Origin of the sequence: Acinetobacter sp. RF15B (genome assembly GCF_007558235.1) — a bacterium.
Lineage (GTDB): Bacteria > Pseudomonadota > Gammaproteobacteria > Pseudomonadales > Moraxellaceae > Acinetobacter > Acinetobacter lwoffii_C.
In genome coordinates, this window is record NZ_VLSR01000004.1 from 103840 (window position 1) to 129505 (window position 25666).

General features: G+C 43.7%; 25 protein-coding genes, 1 tRNA gene, 1 pseudogene and 1 CRISPR repeat array. Of the genes and pseudogenes, 8 read left to right on the forward strand and 19 right to left on the reverse strand.

Features of this window, described 5'->3' with window-relative positions; translation table 11 throughout:
* Positions 1-265 precede the first annotated feature (265 nt).
* The 3 genes from mltB to E2K74_RS04225 all read left to right on the forward strand — a co-directional run bounded on the left by mltB (position 266) and on the right by E2K74_RS04225 (position 2826).
* Positions 266-1270: a lytic murein transglycosylase B gene (gene mltB, locus E2K74_RS04215; protein ID WP_151206438.1), complete on the forward strand. Its 1005-nt coding sequence runs from the start codon at positions 266-268 to the stop codon at positions 1268-1270.
* A 289-nt stretch (positions 1271-1559) separates the two neighbouring features.
* Positions 1560-2174 carry a septal ring lytic transglycosylase RlpA family protein gene (locus E2K74_RS04220; protein WP_151202998.1) on the forward strand — a complete coding sequence of 205 codons (615 nt, stop codon included), beginning with the start codon at positions 1560-1562 and terminating at the stop codon, positions 2172-2174.
* A gap of 196 nt (positions 2175-2370) precedes the next feature.
* Entirely contained in the window at positions 2371-2826 is a 456-nt protein-coding gene (locus tag E2K74_RS04225) for a DUF962 domain-containing protein (RefSeq protein ID WP_151206439.1), read from the forward strand.
* A gap of 232 nt (positions 2827-3058) precedes the next feature.
* On the opposite strand, the gene tsf is transcribed toward E2K74_RS04225, so the two are convergent.
* Positions 3059-3934: a translation elongation factor Ts gene (gene tsf / locus E2K74_RS04230; protein ID WP_151203000.1), complete on the reverse strand. Its 876-nt coding sequence runs from the start codon at positions 3932-3934 to the stop codon at positions 3059-3061.
* Positions 3935-4074: 140 nt separating this feature from the next.
* On the reverse strand, positions 4075-4821 hold the full coding sequence (gene rpsB / locus E2K74_RS04235) for a 30S ribosomal protein S2 (protein WP_151203001.1): 747 nt from the start codon (positions 4819-4821) through the stop codon (positions 4075-4077).
* Between the two features lie 206 nt (positions 4822-5027).
* Here rpsB and map point away from each other — a divergent pair, with 206 nt between their 5' ends.
* Both map and E2K74_RS04245 read left to right on the forward strand, forming a co-directional pair.
* Positions 5028-5855, forward strand: coding sequence for a type I methionyl aminopeptidase (gene map, locus E2K74_RS04240; RefSeq protein WP_151206440.1), 828 nt, complete (start codon positions 5028-5030; stop codon positions 5853-5855).
* A gap of 252 nt (positions 5856-6107) precedes the next feature.
* The gene (locus E2K74_RS04245; protein WP_151206441.1) at positions 6108-7343 is read left to right on the forward strand and encodes a pyridoxal phosphate-dependent aminotransferase; all 1236 of its coding nucleotides are present in this window, start codon (positions 6108-6110) and stop codon (positions 7341-7343) included.
* Between the two features lie 109 nt (positions 7344-7452).
* Here the strand turns inward: E2K74_RS04245 and E2K74_RS04250 are convergent.
* Positions 7453-7767 (reverse strand): annotated as a pseudogene (locus E2K74_RS04250) (winged helix-turn-helix transcriptional regulator); the annotation flags it as partial.
* 142 nt (positions 7768-7909) lie between these two features.
* Here E2K74_RS04250 and E2K74_RS04255 point away from each other — a divergent pair.
* A complete protein-coding gene (locus E2K74_RS04255; RefSeq protein ID WP_151206442.1) occupies positions 7910-8341 on the forward strand; it encodes a PaaI family thioesterase in 432 nt (143 codons plus the stop codon).
* Between the two features lie 21 nt (positions 8342-8362).
* Here E2K74_RS04255 and E2K74_RS04260 read toward each other — a convergent pair whose 3' ends face one another.
* On the reverse strand, positions 8363-8803 hold the full coding sequence (locus tag E2K74_RS04260) for a hypothetical protein (RefSeq protein ID WP_151206443.1): 441 nt from the start codon (positions 8801-8803) through the stop codon (positions 8363-8365).
* A gap of 236 nt (positions 8804-9039) precedes the next feature.
* On the opposite strand from E2K74_RS04260, the gene E2K74_RS04265 reads away from it, so the two are divergent.
* Positions 9040-9115 (forward strand) — tRNA-Asn (locus E2K74_RS04265).
* Positions 9116-9208: 93 nt separating this feature from the next.
* A CRISPR array of direct repeats spans positions 9209-10796; the repeat unit is 28 nt; unit sequence TTTCTAAGCTGCCTATATGGCAGTACAC.
* 207 nt (positions 10797-11003) lie between these two features.
* Here E2K74_RS04265 and E2K74_RS04270 read toward each other — a convergent pair.
* From E2K74_RS04270 to E2K74_RS04320, 11 genes are all read right to left on the reverse strand, one after another.
* A complete protein-coding gene (locus tag E2K74_RS04270) occupies positions 11004-11657 on the reverse strand; it encodes a tRNA-(ms[2]io[6]A)-hydroxylase (protein ID WP_151206444.1) in 654 nt (217 codons plus the stop codon).
* A 15-nt stretch (positions 11658-11672) separates the two neighbouring features.
* Complete coding sequence (pdxJ, locus tag E2K74_RS04275; RefSeq protein ID WP_151203008.1) at positions 11673-12398, reverse strand: pyridoxine 5'-phosphate synthase; 726 nt, start codon at positions 12396-12398, stop codon at positions 11673-11675.
* A 13-nt stretch (positions 12399-12411) separates the two neighbouring features.
* Complete coding sequence (gene recO / locus E2K74_RS04280; protein WP_151206445.1) at positions 12412-13122, reverse strand: DNA repair protein RecO; 711 nt, start codon at positions 13120-13122, stop codon at positions 12412-12414.
* 11 nt (positions 13123-13133) lie between these two features.
* The gene (locus tag E2K74_RS04285) at positions 13134-13328 is read right to left on the reverse strand and encodes an NF038104 family lipoprotein (RefSeq protein WP_151206446.1); all 195 of its coding nucleotides are present in this window, start codon (positions 13326-13328) and stop codon (positions 13134-13136) included.
* A 26-nt stretch (positions 13329-13354) separates the two neighbouring features.
* On the reverse strand, positions 13355-14383 hold the full coding sequence (gene era / locus E2K74_RS04290) for a GTPase Era (protein ID WP_151206447.1): 1029 nt from the start codon (positions 14381-14383) through the stop codon (positions 13355-13357).
* Positions 14383-15081 carry a ribonuclease III gene (gene rnc, locus E2K74_RS04295; protein ID WP_151206448.1) on the reverse strand — a complete coding sequence of 233 codons (699 nt, stop codon included), beginning with the start codon at positions 15079-15081 and terminating at the stop codon, positions 14383-14385. Before rnc ends, era begins: the two co-directional genes overlap by 1 nt.
* Entirely contained in the window at positions 15053-15424 is a 372-nt protein-coding gene (locus E2K74_RS04300) for a DUF4845 domain-containing protein (protein WP_151206449.1), read from the reverse strand. Before E2K74_RS04300 ends, rnc begins: the two co-directional genes overlap by 29 nt.
* Before the next feature lie 24 nt (positions 15425-15448).
* Positions 15449-16276, reverse strand: a complete 828-nt coding sequence (gene lepB / locus E2K74_RS04305) for a signal peptidase I (protein WP_151206450.1) — start codon at positions 16274-16276, stop codon at positions 15449-15451.
* 18 nt (positions 16277-16294) lie between these two features.
* The gene (gene lepA / locus E2K74_RS04310; protein WP_151203015.1) at positions 16295-18112 is read right to left on the reverse strand and encodes a translation elongation factor 4; all 1818 of its coding nucleotides are present in this window, start codon (positions 18110-18112) and stop codon (positions 16295-16297) included.
* A gap of 342 nt (positions 18113-18454) precedes the next feature.
* Complete coding sequence (locus E2K74_RS04315) at positions 18455-18916, reverse strand: acyl-CoA thioesterase (protein ID WP_151206451.1); 462 nt, start codon at positions 18914-18916, stop codon at positions 18455-18457.
* A gap of 128 nt (positions 18917-19044) precedes the next feature.
* Entirely contained in the window at positions 19045-20430 is a 1386-nt protein-coding gene (locus E2K74_RS04320; RefSeq protein WP_151203017.1) for a Do family serine endopeptidase, read from the reverse strand.
* A 228-nt stretch (positions 20431-20658) separates the two neighbouring features.
* Between E2K74_RS04320 and nadB the strand changes: the two genes are divergently transcribed.
* Positions 20659-22305, forward strand: a complete 1647-nt coding sequence (gene nadB, locus E2K74_RS04325) for an L-aspartate oxidase (protein ID WP_161982773.1) — start codon at positions 20659-20661, stop codon at positions 22303-22305.
* Positions 22306-22364: 59 nt separating this feature from the next.
* Here nadB and E2K74_RS04330 read toward each other — a convergent pair whose 3' ends face one another.
* The 4 genes from E2K74_RS04330 to pabC all read right to left on the reverse strand — a co-directional run bounded on the left by E2K74_RS04330 (position 22365) and on the right by pabC (position 25369).
* Complete coding sequence (locus E2K74_RS04330) at positions 22365-22799, reverse strand: PaaI family thioesterase (RefSeq protein ID WP_162850564.1); 435 nt, start codon at positions 22797-22799, stop codon at positions 22365-22367.
* 92 nt (positions 22800-22891) lie between these two features.
* Positions 22892-23491: a dTMP kinase gene (tmk, locus tag E2K74_RS04335; protein WP_151206454.1), complete on the reverse strand. Its 600-nt coding sequence runs from the start codon at positions 23489-23491 to the stop codon at positions 22892-22894.
* A 2-nt stretch (positions 23492-23493) separates the two neighbouring features.
* Complete coding sequence (gene mltG / locus E2K74_RS04340; protein ID WP_151206455.1) at positions 23494-24552, reverse strand: endolytic transglycosylase MltG; 1059 nt, start codon at positions 24550-24552, stop codon at positions 23494-23496.
* 1 nt (position 24553) lies between these two features.
* Positions 24554-25369 carry an aminodeoxychorismate lyase gene (pabC, locus tag E2K74_RS04345; protein WP_151206456.1) on the reverse strand — a complete coding sequence of 272 codons (816 nt, stop codon included), beginning with the start codon at positions 25367-25369 and terminating at the stop codon, positions 24554-24556.
* Positions 25370-25666: the final 297 nt, after the last annotated feature.

The window sequence follows — 25666 nt, forward strand, 5'->3', positions numbered from 1 at the left end:
CTTTAAAAAGCCTGACTCCGGTCAGGCTTTTTAGTCTCCATGAAATAGCTTGTTACAGTTAAAGGCCATAAAAATGAAATGTGCTTTAAAAATAGCCAACCTTTCTTTCTTTTTACCACACTTTATATGACTCATATTCGCGGCAATGTTATCTTTATTCACAGCTTTAAGCCGGAAAATTGAGAAAAACAAATTCTTCTATTTTTGCGGCATGATTCAAATGACATAGCCACAAACTCACCAGAAATTTGGAAATCATAGCAAGATGTTGAAATTTGATTTATATAAAAAATTGAAACAATATGCAATTCTATTTGCCACCTTGGGCCTGAGCAGCAGTATTGTTTCTGCCAATGACTTTCAACATCATCCTTCCTATGCCAGCTTTAAACAAAGTACCATGCAAAAATACGGCCTGACCGCAGGGCAAATCGATTCCGCGATGGCTGGGACAAAAAATCTTCCGAATATTATCAATATCATGAATCGTCCGGGCGAAAGTAAGCCATGGTATGCCTATAAAACCAATTTTCTGGCTGAGTCTACCATTCAGCGTGGCGTACGTTTTAAACAGCAGTATGCAGATACCCTTAACCGTGCTGAGCAGCAATTTGGAGTACCTCAGGCGATCATTTTAGGCATTTTGGGAGTAGAAACCGGTTTTGGGAGCAACAAAGGCTCATTTATTACCCGTGATGCCCTAGCCACTTTAGGTTTTGGCTATGAGCGTCGTGCACAGTATTTCCAGGATGAGCTGGCGGCTTTAATCGCCTGGTCCTATACAGATGGCATTCCAACTTCATCAGTGGTCGGTTCCTATGCCGGTGCGATTGGCTACCCACAATTCATGCCAAGCAATATTCCAAAATTTGGTGTGGACTATGATGGCAATGGTCATATTGACCTGCGTAATTCTGCTGTGGATGCAATTGGTTCCATTGCCAACTATCTGGCCCAATATGGCTGGCAACGCAACCAGCCAGTGGCCTTTCCGGCGCGTTATAGTGGCTCCAATCCTGAGGCAGTGATTGCCAAGGATTTAACCCAGCCTGTACCTTATGGAGTACTAAAAAGCCAAGGAGTCAGCCCGATGAATCCGATCGTAAAAATTGACGATCTGGACATGGTGAACCTAATTCAATTACAAGAAAGCTCTGGGCCAATTTACTATATTACTTATCCTAATTTTCAAGTAATTACGACCTACAACCGCAGTCGCATGTATGCGACCGCTTTATGGCTTTTAGGTACAGAAATTACGAGCCGATAACAGTAATTTTTGCTACAAATTATTAAAGTCAAGTTTTTTATAAGAAAATATGAGCAATAAATAGGCGTTTTTAATACAATGTTACAATATTGATTATTTTTCAATCAATCACTGTGTATTTTACGTTCTTTTTTTCAATATTTTAATTAAATACTAGACAGCTTATTGTCAGCATGAATATCATCCTTTTCGTTAAATGTAGTTGCATAAGTTAAATGTCAGGCAGGTTTGGTTGATTTTTCAATAACTTAGACAAATCAATCTAAATATGCTGTTAGGAGTTGATTCGATGCATTCTTCTTTTTTGAAGTATTTTATGGCTATTGCCGCGACGGTCACACTGGCCCAGTCACAGGCAGATATGGTTCCGTCATCTTCATTCAATCATGAAAATGACAATTCTCGTCTAGCTGCACGAGTGTTAAATAAAGAAGCTCAAAGCTTCAATTCAAATTTCACCAATTTGAACAGCCTTTCAATCACTGAACGTTCAGGCGATAAAGTTCGTCGTGAAACCATTGCAGCAAAAATTGAAATACCTGCAGAAGAGCCTTCAGTGATTGAAAAGCTGAATACTGTTGCTTCCAAGACAGTACGCAAGTTTAGCCAAACAGGTACTGCATCCTGGTATGGCCGTCAATTCCATGGCCGTAAAACAGCAAGCGGTGAAACATTCGATATGAATGCTTTAACAGCCGCCCATCGTAGCTTGCCGTTGAACTGTTATATCCGTGTCACGAACAAGAACAATGGTAAAAGTGTCGTTGTGAAAGTAAACGATCGTGGTCCATTCCATGGCAACCGTGTTCTTGACCTTTCTTACGGTGCAGCAAAGCAGCTGGGAATCACCAGTGCCGGAACTGCAAACGTAAATATTGAACGTGTTGCCGGTCCAAATTCTTAAAATTTAACTTGCAATACATTTAACAAAAGCCGCAGTAATATGCGGCTTTTTTTATTGATACCCAAACCCTAGACCTTGGTTTTTTTCCGAAACTTCAACTTGATCAACTTGCCTGCTATCGATTTCATTTTGACCAACGCTTGCTTCTGTTCTATATTCAGATTTAATTAGAATATGTTCAAGGATGGAGCGAAAAATGAAAACAGTATCGGAATGGTTTGCTGAATATAGCGAAAGCCACCAGAATAAAACCAATAAGCTGATTCACTGGGTGTGTGTCCCGACTATTTATTTTTCGATTATCGGTATTCTGGCGCATTTTAGCGCTTTACTAACGGCTGTGCTCTTGGCTTTAGCGTTTATCTTCTATGCTCGCCTTGATATTGTACTGGCTGTCGCGATGGCAGCACTGACGCTGGTCATGGCTTGGCTGATCTGGATTTTACCGATGGGCAGCGGATTCTTTATTGCCCTCTTCGTTTTTGCCTGGATTGGTCAGTTTTATGGTCATAAAATTGAAGGTAAAAAGCCTTCTTTCTTTAAAGACCTGCAATTCCTCCTCATTGGCCCAATCTGGTGCATGGATGCATATTTAGGTAAATTCCTACCATCCTGGAGATCTCGCCAATCTGAGGCCTTACAGCCCACATGAAGCGTATGTAATATCATTACACTTATAAATCCGGGAAAGTGCTATTCCGTAATCGGTTTTCCCGGTAAATTCAGGCCCTCCCAATAGCTTGTTGCGTGACTTCAAAACCCTTTAAAGCAAATTATTTTGTACGCCGGGTTTAAAGTCAGTAAATGATCGAGTCAACCCCTAAATTTTTGTTCAGGCCCAAAAAAGCCCCATCAAATGGGGCTTTTTTAAATTCTTAACCGAATTATTGTGCAGCAGCCTGAGCAGCAGCAACTTCTTCAGCGAAAGAAAGCTCAGCTTTCTTCTCGATACCCTCACCCACCTCGAAACGAACGAATTGAGCTACAGTAGTAGCTGTTGCTTTCAGAACGTCAGCAACTTTCTTGTCGTTGTCGATTACGTACATTTGACGCTCAAGAACAACTTCGTTCAGGTATTTCTCAACAGAACCTACCACCATCTTTTCAACGATGTTTGCTGGTTTGCCAGATTCAAGTGCTTTCGCTTCAGCAATTTCTTTCTCTTTCGCGATCAGATCAGCTGGAACCTGTTCAGCATTTACGGCAACCGGATTGAATGCAGCAATGTGCATTGCCAAGCCTTTACCAGTATCCGCATCACCTGTGTAAGATACAACAACACCGATACGCAGACCGTGTTTATAAACAGCCAGTTTTTCGCCTTCAAGGATTGAAGCACGACGTACCTGGATGTTTTCACCGATTTTTTGAACAAGAGCGATACGTGCTTCTTCAACAGTCGCACCATCTTCAAGTTTAAGTTCAGCAATTTTAGCAGCGTCAGTTTCATTGGCAGCAAGTGCAGCTGCTGCAACTTTGTTAGAGAAATCAGCAAAGTTTGCGTCTTTAGCAACGAAGTCAGTTTGGCAGTTTACTTCTAGAAGGATTGCCTTGTTACCTTCCTGAACAATGGTAATCGCGCCGTCAGCAGCAATGTTACCTGCTTTTTTAGCAGCTTTTGCCTGACCAGATTTACGAAGGTTGTCAATCGCCAGTTCGATATCACCGCCCGCTTCTGTCAATGCTTTTTTACATTCCATCATTGCAAGACCTGTACGATCACGCAACTCTTTAACCATGCTTGCTGTAACTGCAGTCATGTTTATCTCCTAAATACGGTAGAAAATGAAATCTTTTAGAACAGAAACGGCCCAGAGGATTCTCATGGGCCGCCTGCATACTTAACGCTTACTTTGCCACTGTCACATGTCGCAAAAATGACAAGCTAGCGTCAAACGCATTAAGCCTCAGAAGCTGGAGCTTCTTCTGCTTTAGCTTGTGCATTTGCTTGTGATTGAGCGTATTCTTTACCAGCAATAATCGCATCAGCCATAGCAGAAGCATAAAGAGTTACTGCACGGATCGCATCGTCGTTACCCGGAATAACGTAGTCTACGTTGTCTGGGTTAGAGTTTGTATCAACGATACCAATTACAGGAATACCAAGGTTTTTGGCTTCTTTAATTGCAATCGCTTCGTGGTCAACGTCAATTACGAATAATGCGTCAGGTAAACCACCCATGTTTTTCACACCGCCTAAAGCACGCTCAAGTTTTTCCATCTCACGGCTACGCTCTAAAGCTTCACGTTTAGTCAGCTTAGCGAAAGTACCGTCTTGAGATTGAGTTTGAAGGTCTTTTAAACGGTTGATAGATTGGCGAAGTGTTTTCCAGTTCGTCAACATACCACCTAACCAACGGTGGTCTACATATGGCTGACCAGCACGTTGCGCTTGTTCACGGATGATTGCAGAAGCTGCACGTTTAGTACCAACGAACAAAACTTTGTTCTTTTTGCTAGCCAAGTTGTTAGCAAAGTTCAAAGCATCATTTAACGCAGGAACAGTGTGCTCAAGGTTAATGATGTGAATTTTGTTGCGCGCGCCGAAGATGTATTCGCGCATTTTTGGGTTCCAAAAACGTGTTTGGTGACCAAAGTGTGCGCCTGCTTGAAGAAGGTCGCGCATGCTTACGTTGTAATCTGCCATTTTCTTTACCTTAAAGTTTGGGTTAGGCCTCCATATATCCGCATTCTCCACCCCGTAGGGCACCCAGAGTAATGTGTCGATATATGTGCGGATTTTAATACACCATTCATCTAGCCTCGCAAATATATTCACGAAAAAGCATTTGATAAAATGGGCGGCTATTTATACCATAGCTACACACAAATTTCCAAAAGTTTTTAGAGATCATGAACACGACTTATCAAGCTCCCCCTCGTTTAATCAAATCCGCAGAAGATATCGAGAAGATGCGCGTGGCTGGACGACTGGCAGCAGAAGTTTTGGATATGATCAAACCGCATATCAAACCCGGCGTCACCACCCTGGAACTGGATACGATTTGTCATGACTATATTGTCAATGTGCAAGACGCAATTCCGGCCTGTCTGGGCTATGGTGCGGCTCCTGGTCGTCCTGCTTTTCAGCACACCATCTGTACTTCGGTGAACCATGTGGTTTGTCATGGGATTCCTTCGGAAAACAAAACCTTGAAAAAAGGTGACATCCTGAATATTGATGTAACTGTCATCAAGGATGGTTTCCATGGGGATACCAACATGATGTATATCGTCGGTGGCGAAACCTCTATTTTGGCCAACCGTCTCTGCAAAGTGGCACAGGAAGCCATGTACCGGGGTATCGCTGTAGTTAAGCCGGGTGCAACCATCGGTGATATTGGCCATGCAATTCAGCAATATGTTGAATCTGAACGCTTTAGTGTAGTGCGTGAATATTGTGGTCATGGCATCGGCACGACTTTCCACGATGAACCGCAGGTACTGCATTATGGTCAACCGAATACCGGCATGATTCTTGAAGAAGGCATGACTTTTACGATTGAACCGATGGTAAATGCCGGCGTTTGGCAAACCAAACTACTGGGAGATAAGTGGACCGTAGTCACCAAAGACCATAAATTATCAGCACAATATGAACACACTCTTTTAGTAACAAAAGATGGCGTTGAAGTCCTCACCGCTCGTCCCGAAGAAGATTTGTCACGTTTTACCGCATAACTACAAGTCTTAAACAGAGCAATGGCCACTTTAAAGTGGCCATTTTTATTTTACATTTCATCTATTAATCAAATATTAAACTTATAAATAAAGCACATCGGGCTTTGCCTGAGCGTTTTTAACTCAAGATAAACTTTGACAACTCCTCTATTTTTTCATCAAGTTTTTCAAATTCTTTTGCCCTATGTTGAGTATTTTGAGCTAAGATAATATGCTTTTTATTTTTTAATCCCCATAAGAAGGAATACTGCCGTGGACGTACGTCTCTCTGATCGTGTAAATGCCATCAAACCGTCCCCAACCCTTGCTGTGACGAATAAGGCTGCTGAATTAAAAGCTGCCGGTCATAATGTCATTGGTCTGGGCGCAGGTGAGCCAGATTTTGATACACCGCAACACATCAAAGATGCAGCAATTGCAGCGATTAACAACGGTTTCACCAAATACACCGCTGTTGACGGCACGCCAGGTCTTAAAAAAGCAATCATTGCTAAATTAAAACGTGACAATAACCTTGACTATGCAGCGAACCAGATTCTGGTATCTTGTGGCGGTAAACAATCTTTCTTTAACCTGGCGCTTGCCCTGTTAAATAAAGGCGATGAAGTAATTATCCCTGCGCCATTCTGGGTTAGCTATCCAGATATGGTCATTATCGCTGAAGGTGTACCAGTAATTGTGAAATGTGGTGAAGAGCAACGTTTCAAAATTACCCCTGCACAATTAGAAGCGGCCATCACTGAAAAAACCCGTCTGGTGGTATTAAACAGCCCATCTAATCCGACAGGCATGATTTATACCAAAGCTGAGCTTGAAGCTTTGGCTGAGGTATTACGAAAATATCCAGACGTATTTATTGCCTCGGATGACATGTACGAGCCAATCCGCTGGACTGACGAGTTCTATAACATCGCAACAGTTGCACCAGATCTTTATGAGCGCACCATCGTATTAAACGGTGTGTCTAAAGCCTATGCAATGACTGGCTGGCGTATCGGCTACGCAGCGGGTCCTGCAAAGCTTATCGGCGCGATGAAAAAAATCCAGTCTCAATCAACTTCTAACCCGACTTCGATTTCACAAGTTGCGGCAGAAGCTGCATTGAACGGTCCTCAAGATGTACTTGAGCCAATGGTTGAAGCTTTCAAACGTCGTCATGACCTCGTGGTCAATGGCTTGAATGACATCAAGGGTATTTCTTGCTTACCTGCTGATGGTGCTTTCTATGCTTATGCCAACATCAAACCGTTGATTCGTGCTAAAGGCTTGAAATCTTGCACAGAATTTTCTGCCTGGTTGCTGGAAGAAACGGGTGTTGCAGTTGTTCCTGGCGATGCATTCGGCCTGGGTGGCTTCATGCGTATCTCTTATGCAACTGCTGATGAAGTACTGGTCGATGCGCTTGCACGTATTAAGAAAGCGGCTGACTCTATTGAAGGCGTTGATGAAGCGATTGCTTCAATTGAAGCTGAAAAAGTTGCAAAATAATCTAAATTATTAGATTAAAGAGACCCGCGGTCATGATATGAGCGCGGGTTTTTTAATTTTAAACATTTACAGCTGTTAAAGCATCACGATATTTTTCTGGGACTTGAGCATCAGTCCATTTTACACCCCACTGCATCATGGCTTGCAACATAGGTGCCAAAGCCTTCCCCTTTTCAGTCAGTACATATTCAAAACGCTGCTGCCGGTCAACATAGGCCTGTTTAACTAAAATCCCTTCATTCACCAGACGCAACAGACGATCAGATAATACATGACGGGTCAGGCCCAGATTCTGCTGAAACTGTTCAAAGCGGGTCATGCCTAAGAAGGCATTACGAATAATTAACAAGGTCCAGCGATCACCAAAAATTGCCAGACTTTTGGCAATCGGACAGTTTTGCTCAGTTGCTTCAGTCCATTTCATAAATGTAAGTCCGCAGAGAATTATTTTACTGACTCTACTTTAAACAATTGACTCCTCTCGACACAAGTTCTACTTTAGAACTTGAAAATTTGTAAATAACAATCTAATCATATTGATAAAACAGTGAAGTAAAGGAATAACCATGAACCCTAAAGAAATGACCGGACTACAACTTCTGCAAGCCATGGCCGCCGGCCATATTCCTCCTGCCAGTATTAGCCAGACGATCCCCATGAAACCGACCGTAATTGAAAGTGGACAGGTCACCTTTGAAGTACAGGCTGATCAACGTCATTTAAACCCTTTAGGTGGTGTACACGGCGGCTTTGCTGCAACCGTACTCGATACCGTAACAGGTTGTGCTGTTCACAGCGCTTTAGAAGCAGGCATTGGATATGGCACTATTGATCTGAATATTAAAATGTGTCGCCCTGTTCCACAAAACCAACCGCTGACTGCTGTTGGTAAGCTGATTAATATGAGTAAAAATCTTGCGATTTCAGAAGGAGAAATTATGGATGAAGATGGCAAACTTTATGCACACGCAACAGCCACATGTATGATTATTCGTTAAAGGTTTATAGCATATTATGCTTTAAAGCACCCCCACTCTATCTGCCAGTTTCACAGATTTCGGTCGGGTTAAAGCACGATATTCAAAATAATGTTTCAAGATATGCGCCAGACTCAACTCCTGAGTTTGGCCAGTCGATGCCTGCCAAACTTTAGATTGATTCGATCCAGTCAAAAAATTACCTGAAATTGCATAAATATATAAATCTTTTTGTGAGACTTCAGGAACATGCAGGAATATTTCAAAACTGAACTGCGGTTCTTTTTTAGCCAACCATTTTTCTGAAAACCACAGTTGCAAGAGATCCCCGAGATATAACTGCTGATTCGCTAAGGGCCATAAACAGATTTCAGCACCTGTGACAGGAGTAAAATATTGGCTCGAATCTTGAATAATATCGAGATAATGCTCTTGATAGAAAGACAACTGCGCGAAAATTTGGGGGATTGTGAGCGTATTCATTCGCTTTCTCCAGTTTAGCCATTTTTGTGCTGGCAAGTCGGTTTAAATCCACACTGTTTGACCATTTGATCAAACGACTTTATGGATTCAATCTAGCAACTGGATATTCTCCTGACAAGTATTTTTCAATATTTTTATGCAATTGTTTAAATTAAAATCAGATAAATATGATTTGTCATAAATATGAAAGTTTTTTCTTGACCCTTGTCAAAATGTCTCTATAATCGCATGCAGATTCTCCCATAGCTCAGTCGGTAGAGCGACGGACTGTTAATCCGCAGGTCCCTGGTTCGAGCCCAGGTGGGAGAGCCAAATTCAAGAAAGCCCGCAGCATTAAAGCGGGCTTTTTTATTTTCTATTTTATGCCCTTCCTTCTTTTAGCGACCTTAAAATCATCAACTCGCTTTGCTAAGCTGCCTATATGGCAGTACACAAAAATTCTATTTAAACGAACCTGTCCTTAGCTTTCTAAGCTGCCTATATGGCAGTACACTCTTTATTAGGTGTGCCTGGTGTAATGGTCGATTTCTAAGCTGCCTATATGGCAGTACACTAATTGTGATAGGATTTTTGCACGAGCATATTTTTCTAAGCTGCCTATATGGCAGTACACTTGAGACAATCAACGCTTTAGAAGCTTGGTTATTTCTAAGCTGCCTATATGGCAGTACACATGTATCCACAGTACCCAAACCGCCTGTATCTTTTCTAAGCTGCCTATATGGCAGTACACAAGATGACCTAGATACAGAACTACCCTTCTGATTTCTAAGCTGCCTATATGGCAGTACACTTGGGCTGCATCATCATCGATTACCTGCAACTTTTCTAAGCTGCCTATATGGCAGTACACCTCTCCAAACTCGGAAAACAGTTTCATTGCTTTTTCTAAGCTGCCTATATGGCAGTACACCCAGCATGCGATAGCGATAACAATGAAAATAATTTCTAAGCTGCCTATATGGCAGTACACTATTTGCTGCACAAGTCTTGTCTTCATTAACTTTTCTAAGCTGCCTATATGGCAGTACACAAGATGACCTAGATACAGAACTACCCTTCTGATTTCTAAGCTGCCTATATGGCAGTACACACTATCCGATTGATTACCACCTAAACAAACTATTTCTAAGCTGCCTATATGGCAGTACACAATGGATCGGAATGGGAGCCGGGGCCGGGGCCTTTCTAAGCTGCCTATATGGCAGTACACAGTTTGCCACACCAGATCCGATGTTAAATACATTTCTAAGCTGCCTATATGGCAGTACACTCTTCGCTCTTGCGGAATGGATAAAAGTATTGTTTCTAAGCTGCCTATATGGCAGTACACATATGGCACGGTAACCTTCGAAAAGAACGTCTTTTCTAAGCTGCCTATATGGCAGTACACGTGCATTACAGAATGGTGAAGAGCTTGATATGTTTCTAAGCTGCCTATATGGCAGTACACCTAACCCTATTGTAAATGGTGTTTTTCCAACATTTCTAAGCTGCCTATATGGCAGTACACAAGTAACAGACACTACTTATCTAGGCGATGTCTTTCTAAGCTGCCTATATGGCAGTACACTTACACAATTAAAAACAGCTCAAAATGATTATTTTCTAAGCTGCCTATATGGCAGTACACTCACGTAGTCATAAAATTGAATTTGCTGTTTTTTTCTAAGCTGCCTATATGGCAGTACACTATAAGGCATTTGCTTAATATCACGTTTAAAGTTTCTAAGCTGCCTATATGGCAGTACACTTGTAAATTTAAGCATAGATAATTGATTATCATTTCTAAGCTGCCTATATGGCAGTACACAAGTAAATAAAATCGCAACGGAATTAAAACGATTTCTAAGCTGCCTATATGGCAGTACACAGCTATCTTTTAAGCCTTGTTTTTTAAATGTTTTTCTAAGCTGCCTATATGGCAGTACACCATCGCTACCAAACGCCACACAACCATCGAAATTTCTAAGCTGCCTATATGGCAGTACACACAACCAAAATACCTAAAACCAGATAAAAAACATAGTATTATCTTAAATATACCCCAATAGCCCTCTTATTCCTATCTATCTATAAGTTTCTGATTTTTATATTTAATTAGAGCATAAAAATATTTTGGGTTAAATAAAGCCTCTATTTAATCAACTTCAGCCCAAAGAAAAAGCGGGAACTTTGTCCCGCTTGCATCATGTCAAACTTATGCTGCCTGTACGGGCACACCACTATGAAAACGAAAAAGCTCATCTGGACTTAAAATCAGATTCTTTTCTACTTCCCGGATATGCTCAATACGGCTCTGGATATTCTCTTCGGGATTTTTCCATTTTGCGGTTTTTGCCACATCCATCGCCAGTGCCAGATAATCCTCATAATGGCGGGATTCGGATTTCAGCAGATAACGATAATAACGGCCTAGCTCTTCATCGACCAAAGGTGCAAGTGCATAGAAACGCTCACAAGAACGAGCCTCCACAAAGGCACCAATGATCAATACATCAATCAAGGCTTCTGGCTCATAGGTCCGAATTTCTTTACGTAGGCCACCTGCATAACGCCCCGCACTAAGACCAATCCATTGCTGGCCACGTTTACTCATAAATTCCAGCACTTGCTCATAGTGCAGCATCTCTTCACGGACCAGCTGTGCCAGTTTCACCTGCAAATCCACAAAGAAACTGTAGCGAAACATCAGATTCATCGCCGTACTGGCGGCTTTTTTCTCGCAGTTGGCATGATCCTGCATCAGAATATCCAGATTATTCAGTGCTTCATTGAGCCAGGCTTGGGGCGTTTCACAACCCAGGAAGCCAATCACGGGCTTCATGAGTTCATCATAATTTATATTTGACATAACGATCTTTTAATCTTAGCGGGCAGCTTTAATTACGGCTTTCATTTCTTGCACTGCCTGCGCCAAACCAACAAAGACAGCATCTGCAATCAGGGAGTGACCGATATTCAGTTCATGAATCTGTGGAATGGCAGCAATCGGAGTGACATTATCCAAATTCAAGCCATGGCCAGCATTGACCACCAGACCTTTAGAAACTGCGTATTCAGCGCCTTGAATAATACGCTCAAGCTCAGCCTGCTGGGCTGCTGGTGTTTCTGCATCGGCATAGGCACCGGTATGAATCTCAATCGTTGGCGCACCACATGCCACTGCTGCATCGATCTGTGCCAGATCGGCATCAATAAATAGTGAAACATCACAACCAATCGCTGTTAATTCCTGAGTCGCCTTTTTCACATCTTCAAAATGACCAACCACATCCAGCCCACCTTCGGTAGTGACTTCCTGGCGTTTTTCCGGCACAAAACAAACATGCTGTGGCTGAATTTCCTTGGCAAAAGCCACCATTTCATCCGTCACCGCTATTTCCAGGTTCATCCGGGTTTTGAGTGCGGGACGCATACGACGTACATCATCATCCTGAATATGGCGGCGGTCTTCACGCAAATGCAAAGTAATGCCCTCTGCACCTGCCTGCTCGCAGATCAATGCAGCATTGACTGGGTCTGGGTAGGTCGTACCACGTGCTTGTCTTAATGTTGCGACATGGTCAATATTGACACCAAGTAATGCAGCCATACTATCTTCCTAACTACGATTGAGATTGAGAGTTTTGAATCCACAATTGTCGACTTTTTAAGGGGCGATCGCCAAGCAAGGCAGTAATCACCTGTCGATAAAGCTTCGTCAGCAATTGTAACTGTTCTGGGCTAAGATCCCTACCACTTTCATAATGCAGCATGGTTAAAATCTGCTGGCCCGACAAATTCGAGCGAGATGGCTTGGCGGTAGGCATAAAGCCATCATTTAACTGAAAATAATAATACTGCAAGGGATTGATGGGCACCTGATTGGCATCGACTGAAAAGTCCAAAGCGTAGCCCAACTCTTCAAGCAGCACATGCTCGAACTGGCGCAGGATTTGCTTTAAATAACTATGCGGATCAGTCTGGACAGAAAGCTGCTGCAAAGCCACTAGCGTTTCGCCATATTTGGCATAAGTCTGTGGCATTTCCACTTCCAGGGGACACAGCCGCAGCAGAATTTCATTCAGATAAAAACCGGAAAAGAAGGCATCACCAAAAAAGAAAATAGGCTGATTAACAATTTCAAGCTTGGTAAAGTTTTTCAGTTCGGATTTTCCCGAAGCCTGCAAACTGATCGGCTGATATTGAGGGGGTGGAGTCTGTCGAAGTATGCCATCCATGCGGCCATATTCCTGCGTAAACAGGTACACAATATGGCTACGTTCGCGGTATTTACGATGATGAATCAAATAGCCATGCAGCACTTCATTACGCATAGACTGCTGGCTTAATCACGATCTTTTTTAGATCGTTGTTCATCTTCGTCGTCCCCATCCGGGATTACGGCACCAACGACGGCCGCAGTACCTTTGACCACCCCTTTCGTGGTTTTATAGGCCACTTTTACAGGTACAGTCACGACTTTGTGAATACAGCCCTGCAAGAACAAGACACATACCATGAGGGCTAAAACTTTCATCATGCACTCTACCTGTAAAATTTCAGTGATTAAATATCGCTATAACCAAGGCTCTTCAATGCACGCTCATCGTCAGACCAGCCGCCTTTGACTTTCACCCAAAGCGTCAGCATGATTTTTTGCTCGAACATTTTTTCCATATCCACCCGTGCATCCATACCAATTTTTTTCAGTTTAGATCCTTTTTCACCAATTACGATGGCTTTTTGTCCCGGACGGTCAACAAAAATTGTGGCATCGATATAGGTACAGGCAGGCTTCATACGTCCTGTTTTTTCATTCAGTACCGGCTCTTCGATTTTAAAAGATTCAATCTGAACCGTCAGGTCATACGGCAGTTCTTCACCGAGCTGGCGCATGATTTTTTCACGGATAATTTCAGAAGCCAGGAAACGTTCTGAACGGTCTGTCAGTTGATCTAGCGAATAAAGCGGTGGCTGGAACGGTAGGTATTTGGCAATCGTGTCACGTAAATGCTCCAGATTGGCGCCACGCAGTGCAGATACTGGTACGATTTCCGCAAAGCTCATCAACTTGGCACGTTCCTGAATCAGCGGTAAGGCCTGATTCTTGTTTTCAAACGTATCCAGCTTGTTGATGACCAGAATTACCGGCATCTCGGCATTCTTTAATTTTTCTAGCACAAGTTCATCGTTCTGGGTCCATTTCTGTGCATCGACCACAAACAGCACCAGGTTCACATCACGTAGGGCCGAATGTGCAGCACGGTTCATCATTTTATTGATGGCACGCACTTCTTTCTTGTGCATCCCTGGCGTATCCACAAAGACCGCCTGAGATTTTTCACGTGAATCAATTCCCACAATTTTATGACGTGTGGTTTGTGGCTTACGTGAAGTAATGGAAAGTTTCTGTCCGAGCAAATGGTTCATCAGGGTAGATTTACCCACGTTTGGCCGGCCAACAATCGCAACAAAACCGCTACGATAATCCGAAGGAATCTCAGTACCTTCTGCACTAAAGAATTGACTAATCAAGTCATTGCTGTCGCTTTGCGACTCGTGATCAGCATCGATGTGATCGGAATGAGTAGTCATTAAGACTTATGCTCCAAAAGTTTTAAAATATCTGCCGCTACAGCCTGTTCGGCAAATCGGCGGCTTGAACCTTCCCCGGTCATTACTGACATTCCCTGAACCTGACATTCCACCTTGAAATGTTGATTTGGGGCATCACCCTGAATATCCACCACCTCGTAAACCGGGAGAGGCTTCTTACGAGCTTGTAAATATTCCTGCAAGCGTGATTTCGGGTCTTTTAACTGGTCGGTGGGCTCAATATTGTCCAAATATGGTTCATACCATTTTAGCACAACCGCTTCCAGGATATTCAGATCGCCACAATCAACATAGATGGCACCAATAATCGCCTCGACCGTATCTGCAAGTATAGACTCGCGATGATGACCGCCAGATTTCAATTCACCCGTACTGAGAATTAAATTCTGGCTAAGTTTTAAATCATTGGCGATTCTACCCAGCGCTTCCTGACGCACCAAGGTCGCACGCATACGCGTGAGGCGTCCTTCATTTTCGTGCGGATAAGCTGTGAACAGATAGTTCGCAATGATCATTCCTAAAAGTGAATCGCCTAGAAATTCTAGGCGCTCATAGTTATGTTTATGACTGACTGAACGATGAGTCAGGGCCAGCTTAAGTAAATCAGCCTGTTTAAACTGATAACCAATTCGTCTGGTCAGACGTTCATCATTTAGTTTTGACTGTGCTTTGATCAAACTCTTTCTCAAACTTCATCACTAAATCGATATTCATTACAAAATTTTTGCGAATTTCATAATTCTTGTATACCTGCAAGCCATCCGTATTGGTGACTCGGGCAATGTCATCAAACTTCAGATCACGAATATTATTCATCTGTAAGCGCTGATCCATCTGTTGACTGAATTGTGATGGTGCCATGTTGGCGGGAGCAGTCTTAAGCAGCTCCTCAACCTGGTTATCAACCATACGATCATCGAAATACGGCCCCCACACTGCAATTGCCACTTTTGCAAGAAATGCAAAGCCTACAATTGCAACCAAAACTCCAATATAAGAAGCACCCTGTTGATGTTTCATTTTTTATTTTCCTGACTGAAACAATTAATCAATCATTCCGTTTCGATTAAACGATGGCATTTTAAAGCCAGGCTCTTTATGCATCCAGATATAGAATGCTCGACCTGTTAAGTTCTCTTCCGGAACAAATCCCCAAAAACGGCTATCAGCACTCTGATCGCGGTTGTCCCCCATCGCGAAATAGTGCCCTTCTGGTACTTTGATTTCCCAATATAAGCCATTTTCAGTGGAATACTTGCCATTGTCCACATAGTTAATAAATGGTGCCTGACGTGCAACATTCACGTTTTCAAGTTCACGCATGGTGAACGTATGCTCGCCAATGGTTTCTTTATGATACATCGAATTTGGCGTATCCATACGGTCTTTTTCACGGCTAAATTCTACCGGAACCTTTTCAACTTTTTGACCATTAATAATGAGCTGACCATGATCATAAACAATATGATCGCCGGGTAAACCAATGATACGCTTGATATAGCTAATCGTTGGCTGTGGCGGATAGCGGAATACCGCCACATCACCGCGTTCCGGATGGCCGGTATCAATAATTTTGGTGTTTACAATCGGCAGTTTTACCCCATAGTCAAATTTATTGACCAAAATAAAGTCACCCGTTTCCAGGGTCGGTACCATTGAATCTGATGGAATATTGAAAGGCTCATACAAAAACGAACGTAAGATCAGGACCACTGTCAGCACTGGCCAGAAGTCATAAGCCCATGTGATGATAAAATTTTCATTGCCCTTGCCCCGGGTCTGCCGCTGCTTCAGTACAAACTTATCCAGCAACCAGATTGCGACAAAGATTAAGGTCGCAGGAACAAGAATCAAATTAAAATCAAAATCCATGGGCTTTATCCTTATTATTTAGCGTTCGACTTTCAATACAGCTAAGAACGCTTCTTGCGGGATTTCAACACTACCCACCTGTTTCATACGTTTCTTACCTTCTTTTTGTTTCGAAAGCAGTTTCTTCTTACGCGAGACGTCACCACCATAACATTTTGCCAATACGTTTTTACGCATCGCTTTTACGGTTGAACGAGCAATAATTTGTGCGCCAATGGCCGCCTGAATTGCCACATCGAACATCTGACGCGGAATCAGGTCTTTCATTTTTTCAACCAGGGCAATACCACGATGACGGGCATCCTGACGGTGACAAATCATGGCCAGCGCATCAACTTTTTCACCATTGATCAGGACATCCACTTTCACCAGTGATGAGCTTTCAAAACGCACAAAGTTATAGTCCAGCGAAGCAAAGCCGCGTGAACACGACTTCAATTTATCAAAGAAATCCATGACCACTTCAGCCATCGGGATTTCAAAGGTAATGGAAACCTGATTACTCATGAACTTCATGTCTTTTTGTACGCCACGGCGCTCCACACACAAAGTCATTACGTTCCCTAGATACTCTTGAGGCACCAGAATATGACACTCAGCAATCGGCTCACGCAGGTCTTCAACGGTTGTACCATCCGGCATTTTTGAAGGGCTGTCGATATAGAGGATTTCACCGTTCTTCATCACCGCTTCATAAATGACCGTCGGTGCAGATGAAATCAGGTCCAGATCGTATTCACGCTCTAAACGTTCCTGTACGATCTCCATGTGCAGCATGCCCAAGAAACCACAGCGGAAACCAAAACCCAGTGCATCTGAACTTTCCGGTTCAAAAAACAGTGCCGAGTCATTGATCTGTAGTTTCTGCAAAGCTTCACGGAATGGTTCAAAGTCACTGGCATCAATCGGGAAAAGCCCCGCATAGACCTGTGGTTTCACCTTTTTAAATCCGGGTAATATTTCAACTTCTGGTGTGGTCGCCAAGGTAATCGTATCCCCGACTGGTGCACCAAAAATGTCTTTAATCCCTGCAATGACGAAGCCAACTTCACCCGCTTCCAAAATGTCGGTTTCAGTATGTTTTGGATTAAAGATACCTACCGACGTAATGATGTGCGTTTGCCCTGTTGATTTCATCAACATCTTGTCGCCTTTACGCACACGACCCTGCTTGATCCGAACCAGAGAGACAACGCCCAGATAGTTATCAAACCATGAGTCAACAATCAGCGCCTGAAGGGGTGCCTCGCGATCACCTGTTGGAGGTGGAATCACATTGACCAGAGTTTCCAGAACGCCTTCAATGCCCAGACCCGTTTTCGCTGAACAGGTTGGAGCTTCTGTCGCCTCAATGCCAATAATATCTTCAATTTCCTGAATCACACGTTCAGGTTCAGCCTGCGGCAAGTCAATCTTGTTAAGGACTGGCAGTACTTCCAGACCTTGCTCAATCGCAGTATAGCAGTTGGCTACAGACTGGGCTTCTACTCCCTGTGCGGCATCCACCACCAGAAGTGCCCCTTCACATGCTGCCAGAGAGCGTGAAACTTCATAAGAAAAGTCCACGTGTCCCGGAGTGTCAATAAAGTTCAGCTGATATTCCTGACCATTTGGATGCGTATAGTATAGCGTCACGGAGGTGGCTTTAATGGTAATCCCACGTTCGCGCTCTAGCTCCATTGAATCAAGAACTTGGGCCTGCATCTCACGATCCTGCAAACCACCACAAGTTTGAATAAAACGATCTGCAAGAGTCGATTTACCGTGGTCGATATGCGCAATAATCGAGAAATTACGAATATTTTTAATATCAACAGATTTTTTAGCTTGCGCCATGGGCTACCTTGAGAAAAAACGTGTCATGCAATTAAAAAAGATACTGCACAACAAAAACCGAATAGAAATTGCCGAGGATTATAGCAGAATGATGATACAGAAAAAGGATTATCTTTTCCTGCTTTTAAGTCGCCACTCTGCCTTGCTGATTGTTTACTGTGGCAACTCAAGCATATGTTTTTGCTGTTCAGATCACTTGTGCTTGAATGAGCCAGTAACCCAGATCATTTTTCTTGATGAAAACCCTGCTTTCAAGTCGTAGCAAGCCACTTAAAATATCTCGGATCTTTATGATTCAGTCCGCTCGGCAGAATAACAAAACCTATCTGGTTTAAAAGCGAATCAGGCAGTTTCTATGCAATAAGATTGAGAAAAATCAAGCGGATTTAGCTCAGCGGAAATAGGCTGATAAGCCTGGGTAAAGCTTGGTGACATACGTTTGGGATGTCCTGTCTCGATTTCTATACAGGCCCATTGGGTACTTCCTGTAAATAGCAGAGTCTGATCCTGAGGACGGTAAAATGCATATTGTCTGAATAGATACAAGGCATTTAGATCATTCAGCCAGGTCCGTAAAATAATCTTGTCACCCTCAAAGGCAGCCTTCCGGTATTGCACCTGATGTTGCACAGCGACCATGGCATGTTTAAGTTGTAGGTACTCTTTGAGTCCCAGCCCCAAATGCTCGATATGTGCTGAGGCTACATCCTGCATCCATTGCACATAAACCACATTATTAACATGCCCCAAAGCGTCAATATGCTCGTTTTTCACCTCTAAGACCTGATCAAAAATACCTGACACTTTTCATTTGTCCTTTCATTCAACTGTTCTGGCTTGCCTCAGTCTACAGAAATTTTCACTGGGGTAAATTGCAAAATATAAAAAACCGTCTTCACTTAAAGACGGTTTTTAAATAGAACTTCTTAACTTCAGGAAATACGCATTCCCACTATTGCACGCTGTCCCTGACGGATTAAGGTCACCCGTGCAACTGTGCCTTTTTTCAACTCTGAAACAGCTTCAATAAAGCCATTGGTATCCTGTATCGGTGCATTATTGACCTGGGTAATGACATCATTCGGCATGATCCGGGCTTGAGCTGCAATTCCGCCCGGGCGTATATCCTGAATCACCACCCCTCCTTTAATTTCCAGCCCAGTCAGTTCCGCCGGGGTCAGATTCCGGATGGTCACCCCCAAGATCGGGCCTTTGGAAGGCCGAGCCGGGGTAGCCGTTTTGGCTGGTGTATTGTCTGGAGCGGTGACTAAAGTTGCCGCAATTTGACGGCGTTTATCATCACGCAACACTTCCAGTTGAACGCGTTGTTTTGGGGCAGTACGGTTCAGGTAATTCAGCAACTCGCTGGTTCTTGAAATAGAGGTTCCATTATATTTTAGAATCACGTCTCCAGGGCGTAGTCCGGCCTGAGCTGCCGGAGAGTTTGGCTCAACCTGGGTCACCAGCGAACCTTCCGGTTTAGACAGCTTATAAGATTCCGCCAGAGTACGGTCAATGTCCTGCAAACTGACTCCCAGATAAGAACGGGTCACTTTTCCGTTTCGTTTTAACTGCTCTGCAACCTCCATGGCCACATCGATCGGGATTGAAAAAGACAGTCCCATATAACCGCCTGTACCACTAAAGATCCGTGAGTTGACCCCCACCACTTCACCGCGCTGGTTAAATAACGGCCCCCCCGAGTTCCCCGGGTTTAAGGCTACATCGGTCTGAATAAACGGAACTGCCGTTTCTCCCATCATGTTTCGCATTTTGGCGCTGACAATCCCGGCAGAAGCCGAATAGTCAAAACCAAAAGGAGAACCAATGGCAAGCACTGGCTCACCTACCCGTAAGCGGTCTACATCGCCCGTGCTTAATTGGGGAAAATTAGCACCCTGTACTTTAAGTAGGGCAACATCTGTCCGCTCATCACTTCCGACAACCGTGGCATCAATTTCACGGCGGTCATTTAAAGTAATGGTCACTTTGGACGCATCTTCAACTACGTGATGATTGGTCAGCAAATAGCCATCCTTACTGATAAAGAAGGCACTTCCATAGCCGGTTTTTTCCTGTGGCATCCGGGGCTGTGGAATAATCACCTGATTGCCAAAAAAGCGCCGTAAAATTTCAGGCACTTGTTGCTGCAAGAGCTCTTCTTCGCTCATTTTCTTGACAACATTGACACTCACCACAGCCGGGCTGACCTGCTCGACCAGATTTGAAAAGTCTACAGGGTTAGCAGCCTGTAGCTGGGCAGCACTCAGAGTGACAGTAGCTGCAAATAATCCTTTTTTTAAGTCCAGAATTTTCATATAAATTATTCACTCAAATTGTTGATAAATTTATGTAAATAGGTTTTATCATAAACAACATTGGTTTTAAGTAACAATATGTTCACATATCAGAATACTGCTATCTTGGTTTTTTTACTGCATTAAGTTAAGGCTTTTATTAGTTTTTTGATCAATAAATCTGTATTTAAAAGCTTGCCTTTTATGCAAAAAAGCGCTGTCATTACCAGACTTCTTTTAAATTAGCTGATGGACATGTCTAATTTACATCTCACCCATCATTTTGACGTGATTATTGTAGGCAGTGGCGGCGCCGGCTTAAGTTTAGCACTATCGTTGCCAGAACATTTTAATATTGCAGTACTGGCAAAATCCAGTCTTACGGATGCCAGTACCTTCTATGCCCAGGGCGGCGTGGCTGCCGTACTGGATGAAACTGATTCAATTCAACAGCATATTGATGACACCATGATTGCAGGAGTCCATTTGTGTGAAATGGACGCGGTTAAACATACCGTCGAAGGCGGCAAGCCTTCTGTCGATTTCCTGCTCAAGCATGGGGTGCAATTTACACTGGATGAACAGGAGCAGCTGCATTTGACCCGTGAAGGCGGCCACTCCCAACGCCGTATCATTCATGCAGCGGATGCCACTGGACGCGCAATTTCCACCACATTGGTACAGCGCGCCCAGGAAAAAGACAATATTACGATTTTTGAAAATTATATTGCTATTGATCTGATCTGCTCACAGAAACTTGGTCTTGCAGATCAGGCCAACCGTGCGCTCGGCTTATATGCACTGGATGAAAAAACGGAAAAAGTACATACCTTTTTAGCACCTTTTACCGCCCTCGCCTGTGGCGGTGCGATGAAGGCTTATCTTTATACCTCAAACCCGGATATCGCAACCGGTGATGGGATTGCCATGGCTTACCGGGCAGGCTGCCGTGTGGCCAATATGGAATTTAACCAGTTCCACCCCACCTGTTTATATCATCCCCAGGCACGCTCCTTATTAATTACTGAAGCCATGCGTGGTGAAGGCGCCTATTTACGTTTACCGGACGGTGAGCGCTTTATGCTGCGCTTTGACGAGCGGGCTGAACTGGCGCCCCGAGATATTGTGGCGCGTGCGATTGACTATGAAATTAAGCGTCTCGGGATTCGTCATGTCTGGCTCGACATTACTCATAAAGATGCAGATTTTGTCAAAACTCATTTTCCGACACTGTATACACGCCTGCTCGAACTTGGCATTGATATTACCCAGGATATGATTCCGGTTGTTCCAGCTGCGCACTATACCTGCGGGGGCGTTGTGGTCGATGAAAACAGCCAAACCGATATTCAGGGCCTGTATGCAATTGGAGAAACCTCTTATACCGGCTTACACGGTGCTAACCGAATGGCCAGTAACTCACTTTTAGAATGCTTTGTATATGGCATCAGTGCTGCCCGACATATTGAAACGCATTTTGAGGGATCTTATCAGTCCCCTTCGGTGCCCGCTTGGGATGATTCACAGGTCACCAACCCGGATGAAGATGTGGTCATTTTGCAGAACTGGGATGAATTACGTCAAACCATGTGGAACTATGTCGGTATTGTCCGTACGACCAAACGTCTGCAACGTGCGCTACACCGCATTGAGATGCTTAAAAAAGAAATCGCAGAATATTATCAGGACTATCAGGTCAGTAAAAACCTGATTGAACTGCGTAATCTGGTTCTGGTTTCAGAAATGATTGTACGTTGTGCCATTGAGCGTAAAGAATCGCGGGGCTTGCACTTTACTCTGGATTATCCGCAGCTTTTACCAGAACTACGCAAGACGGTGCTGATTCCACCGAGCTTTAAAGTAGAGCAGGTGCTGGTCAATACCGCAGAAGCCTAAAGAGGATTTAAGCTTGTATAAAAAAAACCGGAAACAAGTTCCGGTTTTTTTATAGCTGCTTATGCTTGCACTGCAGAAGCCGGCTGGGGCGGCACAGAATAGGTTCCGGTTACATGCGCGACCGGCTGTTCCTGATCAACTGAATAGATCCAGACCTCGCCCACGATCAGTACCCGGCCGACTTTCATTAACTTACACTCTGCCCGCAAGTTCACGCCACCCGAAGGTTTACGTAAAAAATTAATATTCATATTGGTAGTGACCGCTAAACCGACCAGACCGATCTCTCCCAAGATTGCGACATATAAGGCAAAATCCGCCAGCGTCATCATTGTGGGTCCAGAAACGGTTCCCCCTGGACGCAATTCCTGCTCGCCAACCCGATACAGCATCGTGGCACCGCAAGGAACAACGGCTTCAATCTCACATTTTTCCAGACTCTGAGGAAACTCCTGCTCCAGAAACTGAATAATTTCTTCTCGTGTACTTTTCATCATATTTAATCTTCCTGATTTCCTACACTATAGAAGATTTTGCTGGTAAAAATCGAGGGAAAAACCAGATCAAAAGTATAATTGAAAATTACTTATTTCAGATACTGAAAGGCCTGATCAAATACCTGATCAGGCAGCAAAGTAGCATCGAGACGTTTGATCCGGTCCGGATAACGCTGCCATAAGGTCGCATAACCTGTTCTGACTTTTTCAAAGAAAGTCATTTTTTCTTGTTCAAAGCGGTCCAGTGCTCCGCGCTCGCGGGCACGCGTCATTCCCAGTTCAATCGGAGCATCCAGCCAGAACGTCAGATCTGGCATGTGTGCCACAAAGCTTTTATTCAGCAAATTCAGCTTATCTTCACTCACGCCACGTCCCGCACACTGATAGGCAAAACTGGCATCAGTAAAACGATCACACAGAACGGTTTTACCGGCGGACAAGGCAGGCAGAATGACCTGCGCCAAATGCTGGGCACGGGCTGCATACATCAGCAACAATTCGGTATCATGACACATGGCCTCATCATGATTAACACTGAGCAATAAAGCCCGGATTTGCTCTGCCATGGGCGTACCCCCCGGCTCACGGGTCAGAATGACTTCTTTGCCTTGTGCCATCAGATCAGCATAAATTCGATGAATGAGCGTCGTTTTGCCTACCCCTTCTGTGCCTTCAAAGCTAATAAACATACTCATTCCTTATTTTTCGAGCGTAAAACGGTAAGGTATTCCTGCACAGCTTGGTTATGCTCTTGCAGATTGCTACTGAATTTGTGTCCGCCATTGCCTGTAGCAACAAAATAAATATTTTGTGAGTTATCCGGATGCATGGCAGCCTCAATAGCTTTCTTACTGGGCAATGCAATCGGCGTTGGCGGTAAACCTGCCATGGTATAAGTATTATAAGGCGTTGGGGTACGCAGATCTTTGCGGGTAATATTGCCAGTATAGGCATCGCCCATACCATAAATAACTGTCGGGTCGGTTTGCAGACGCATGCCCATGTTCAAACGGCGTACAAACACACCAGAAACCTGTTGCAGCTCACTATCAACACTGGTTTCTTTTTCAATAATCGATGCCATAATCAGCGCTTCATATTTATTCTGATACGGTAGACCTGATGCGCGTTGCTCCCAGGCTTGATCCAGTGTTTTGATCTGTTGCTGATAGAGATTGGTCAAAATCTTGCGGTCAGTTTCCCCTTTGGCAAAGAAATAGGTATTTGGCGCAAATAGCCCTTCGGGATGCGAAAAGGGAATATCAAGTTCCTTGAGCAGCTGTTCAGTAGGCAGGTGCACCACTTCCTTGGTGACCAGCTCATCTTGCTTTAAAGCATCAATTAACTGTTTAAAGGTGGTGCCTTCAATCACCAGAATACGGTTCATCTGGGCATTTTCAGCATTGGAAATCATCTCCATCACTTCACGAATACTCATGCCTTGACGAATTTCATAAACCCCCGCCTTCATGGTGTCATGAATCATAATGCGCTGATAAAGCTTTAAAGCAAGCGGAAAGCTGACCTGTCCCTCTTTTGCCAAACGGTCAATAAAACCCGAATAGGTCTCACCTGAACTAATCGCCAATAGCTGTTTTTGCCCATCGACCGGATAGGCTTTCCATAGGCTGCTTTTCAGGATCAGGCCGAGAACCAGAATGATTCCGATCAGCACTAAGGCGATCCCCTTTAGAAAACCTGTCGAGTTGGTTTTATTTGTCTTTTTACTGCTGGACTTGGAAGCTGACATATTAATAAGACATCTGATTCAATCGAAGACGGTTAAAAAGCTCAATACAAGCATCTACATTTAAAGCGCGTTGCTCAAATTGAGTGGCAATTTTCATCGGGCTAAGTGCATTACAAAAAAACAGACTATCAATATGTGGAATTTCATCTATTTCCACATCACGTTGCTGACAGACGATTTGCTGCTCTTGCATCCGTTGCATAATTTCTGCACGCATAACACCGAAGACGCCATTATAACGAAGTTTCGGCGTGACCCATTGATTCTTTATACGAATGAAGCAATTACTGCTCACCCCTTCAACAATTGCCCCCTGTACATTGGTCACCAAGGCTTCAGGCCAAGCGCGTAAATCTGCTTCCTGCTTGAGTAAGACCTGTTCCAGCCGGTTCAGGGTTTTTAGTCCGACCAGATTTGGCATACTCAGGCCTATAGCCTGCTGTAGCACGCCGCTCTGAATCTGCTCATAACTAAACTCTGATACGGTTTGCGGATAATAAAACATCCACAGGTCCGCAGAATGGTCTGGCAGGCTATAACCTCGCTGACCAATACCACGACTAAGTACGATTTTTAATGTGCCATTCAGTGCAGTTTCTGATTCAAGCAAGACCGCTAGGCTTTTTGTAATCAGCCCCAGATCAACATCTAAGCTTAGTTTTTGCTGGCTCATTCTTAATCGCCCCAGATGACGTTCAGCTAACTCAATGCGATTGTGCCGGATGCGGGCTGTGGTAAAACAGCCATCTCCATAATGAAAGGCACGATCTAACAAATCTATATTATTGACAATTTGAGCATTTCTTAAACATAGCATCCTTAGATCGCCTCTTAAGCCTTAAAGTGAGGTAGTGAAATTATAAGCCTAGTCCCGCTATCTCTGTTACCCAGCTTACATTGGTTTTTCATTATTTTTTATACAAAAATATCACGCCATATCCGCCTCATCTAACCAAAACCAAAGAAGCCGAGGTCGGCATACATCTTCAGTAATTAACAAGCCCAAGGAACTGGCAGCACTCCTGTCAGTCAGGACAGGAAATATACCTGCAAAAGTTTGCCTGAATATTTTTGATGAACCAGCTTGCAAATTGTACGACAACTTGAATCAAGA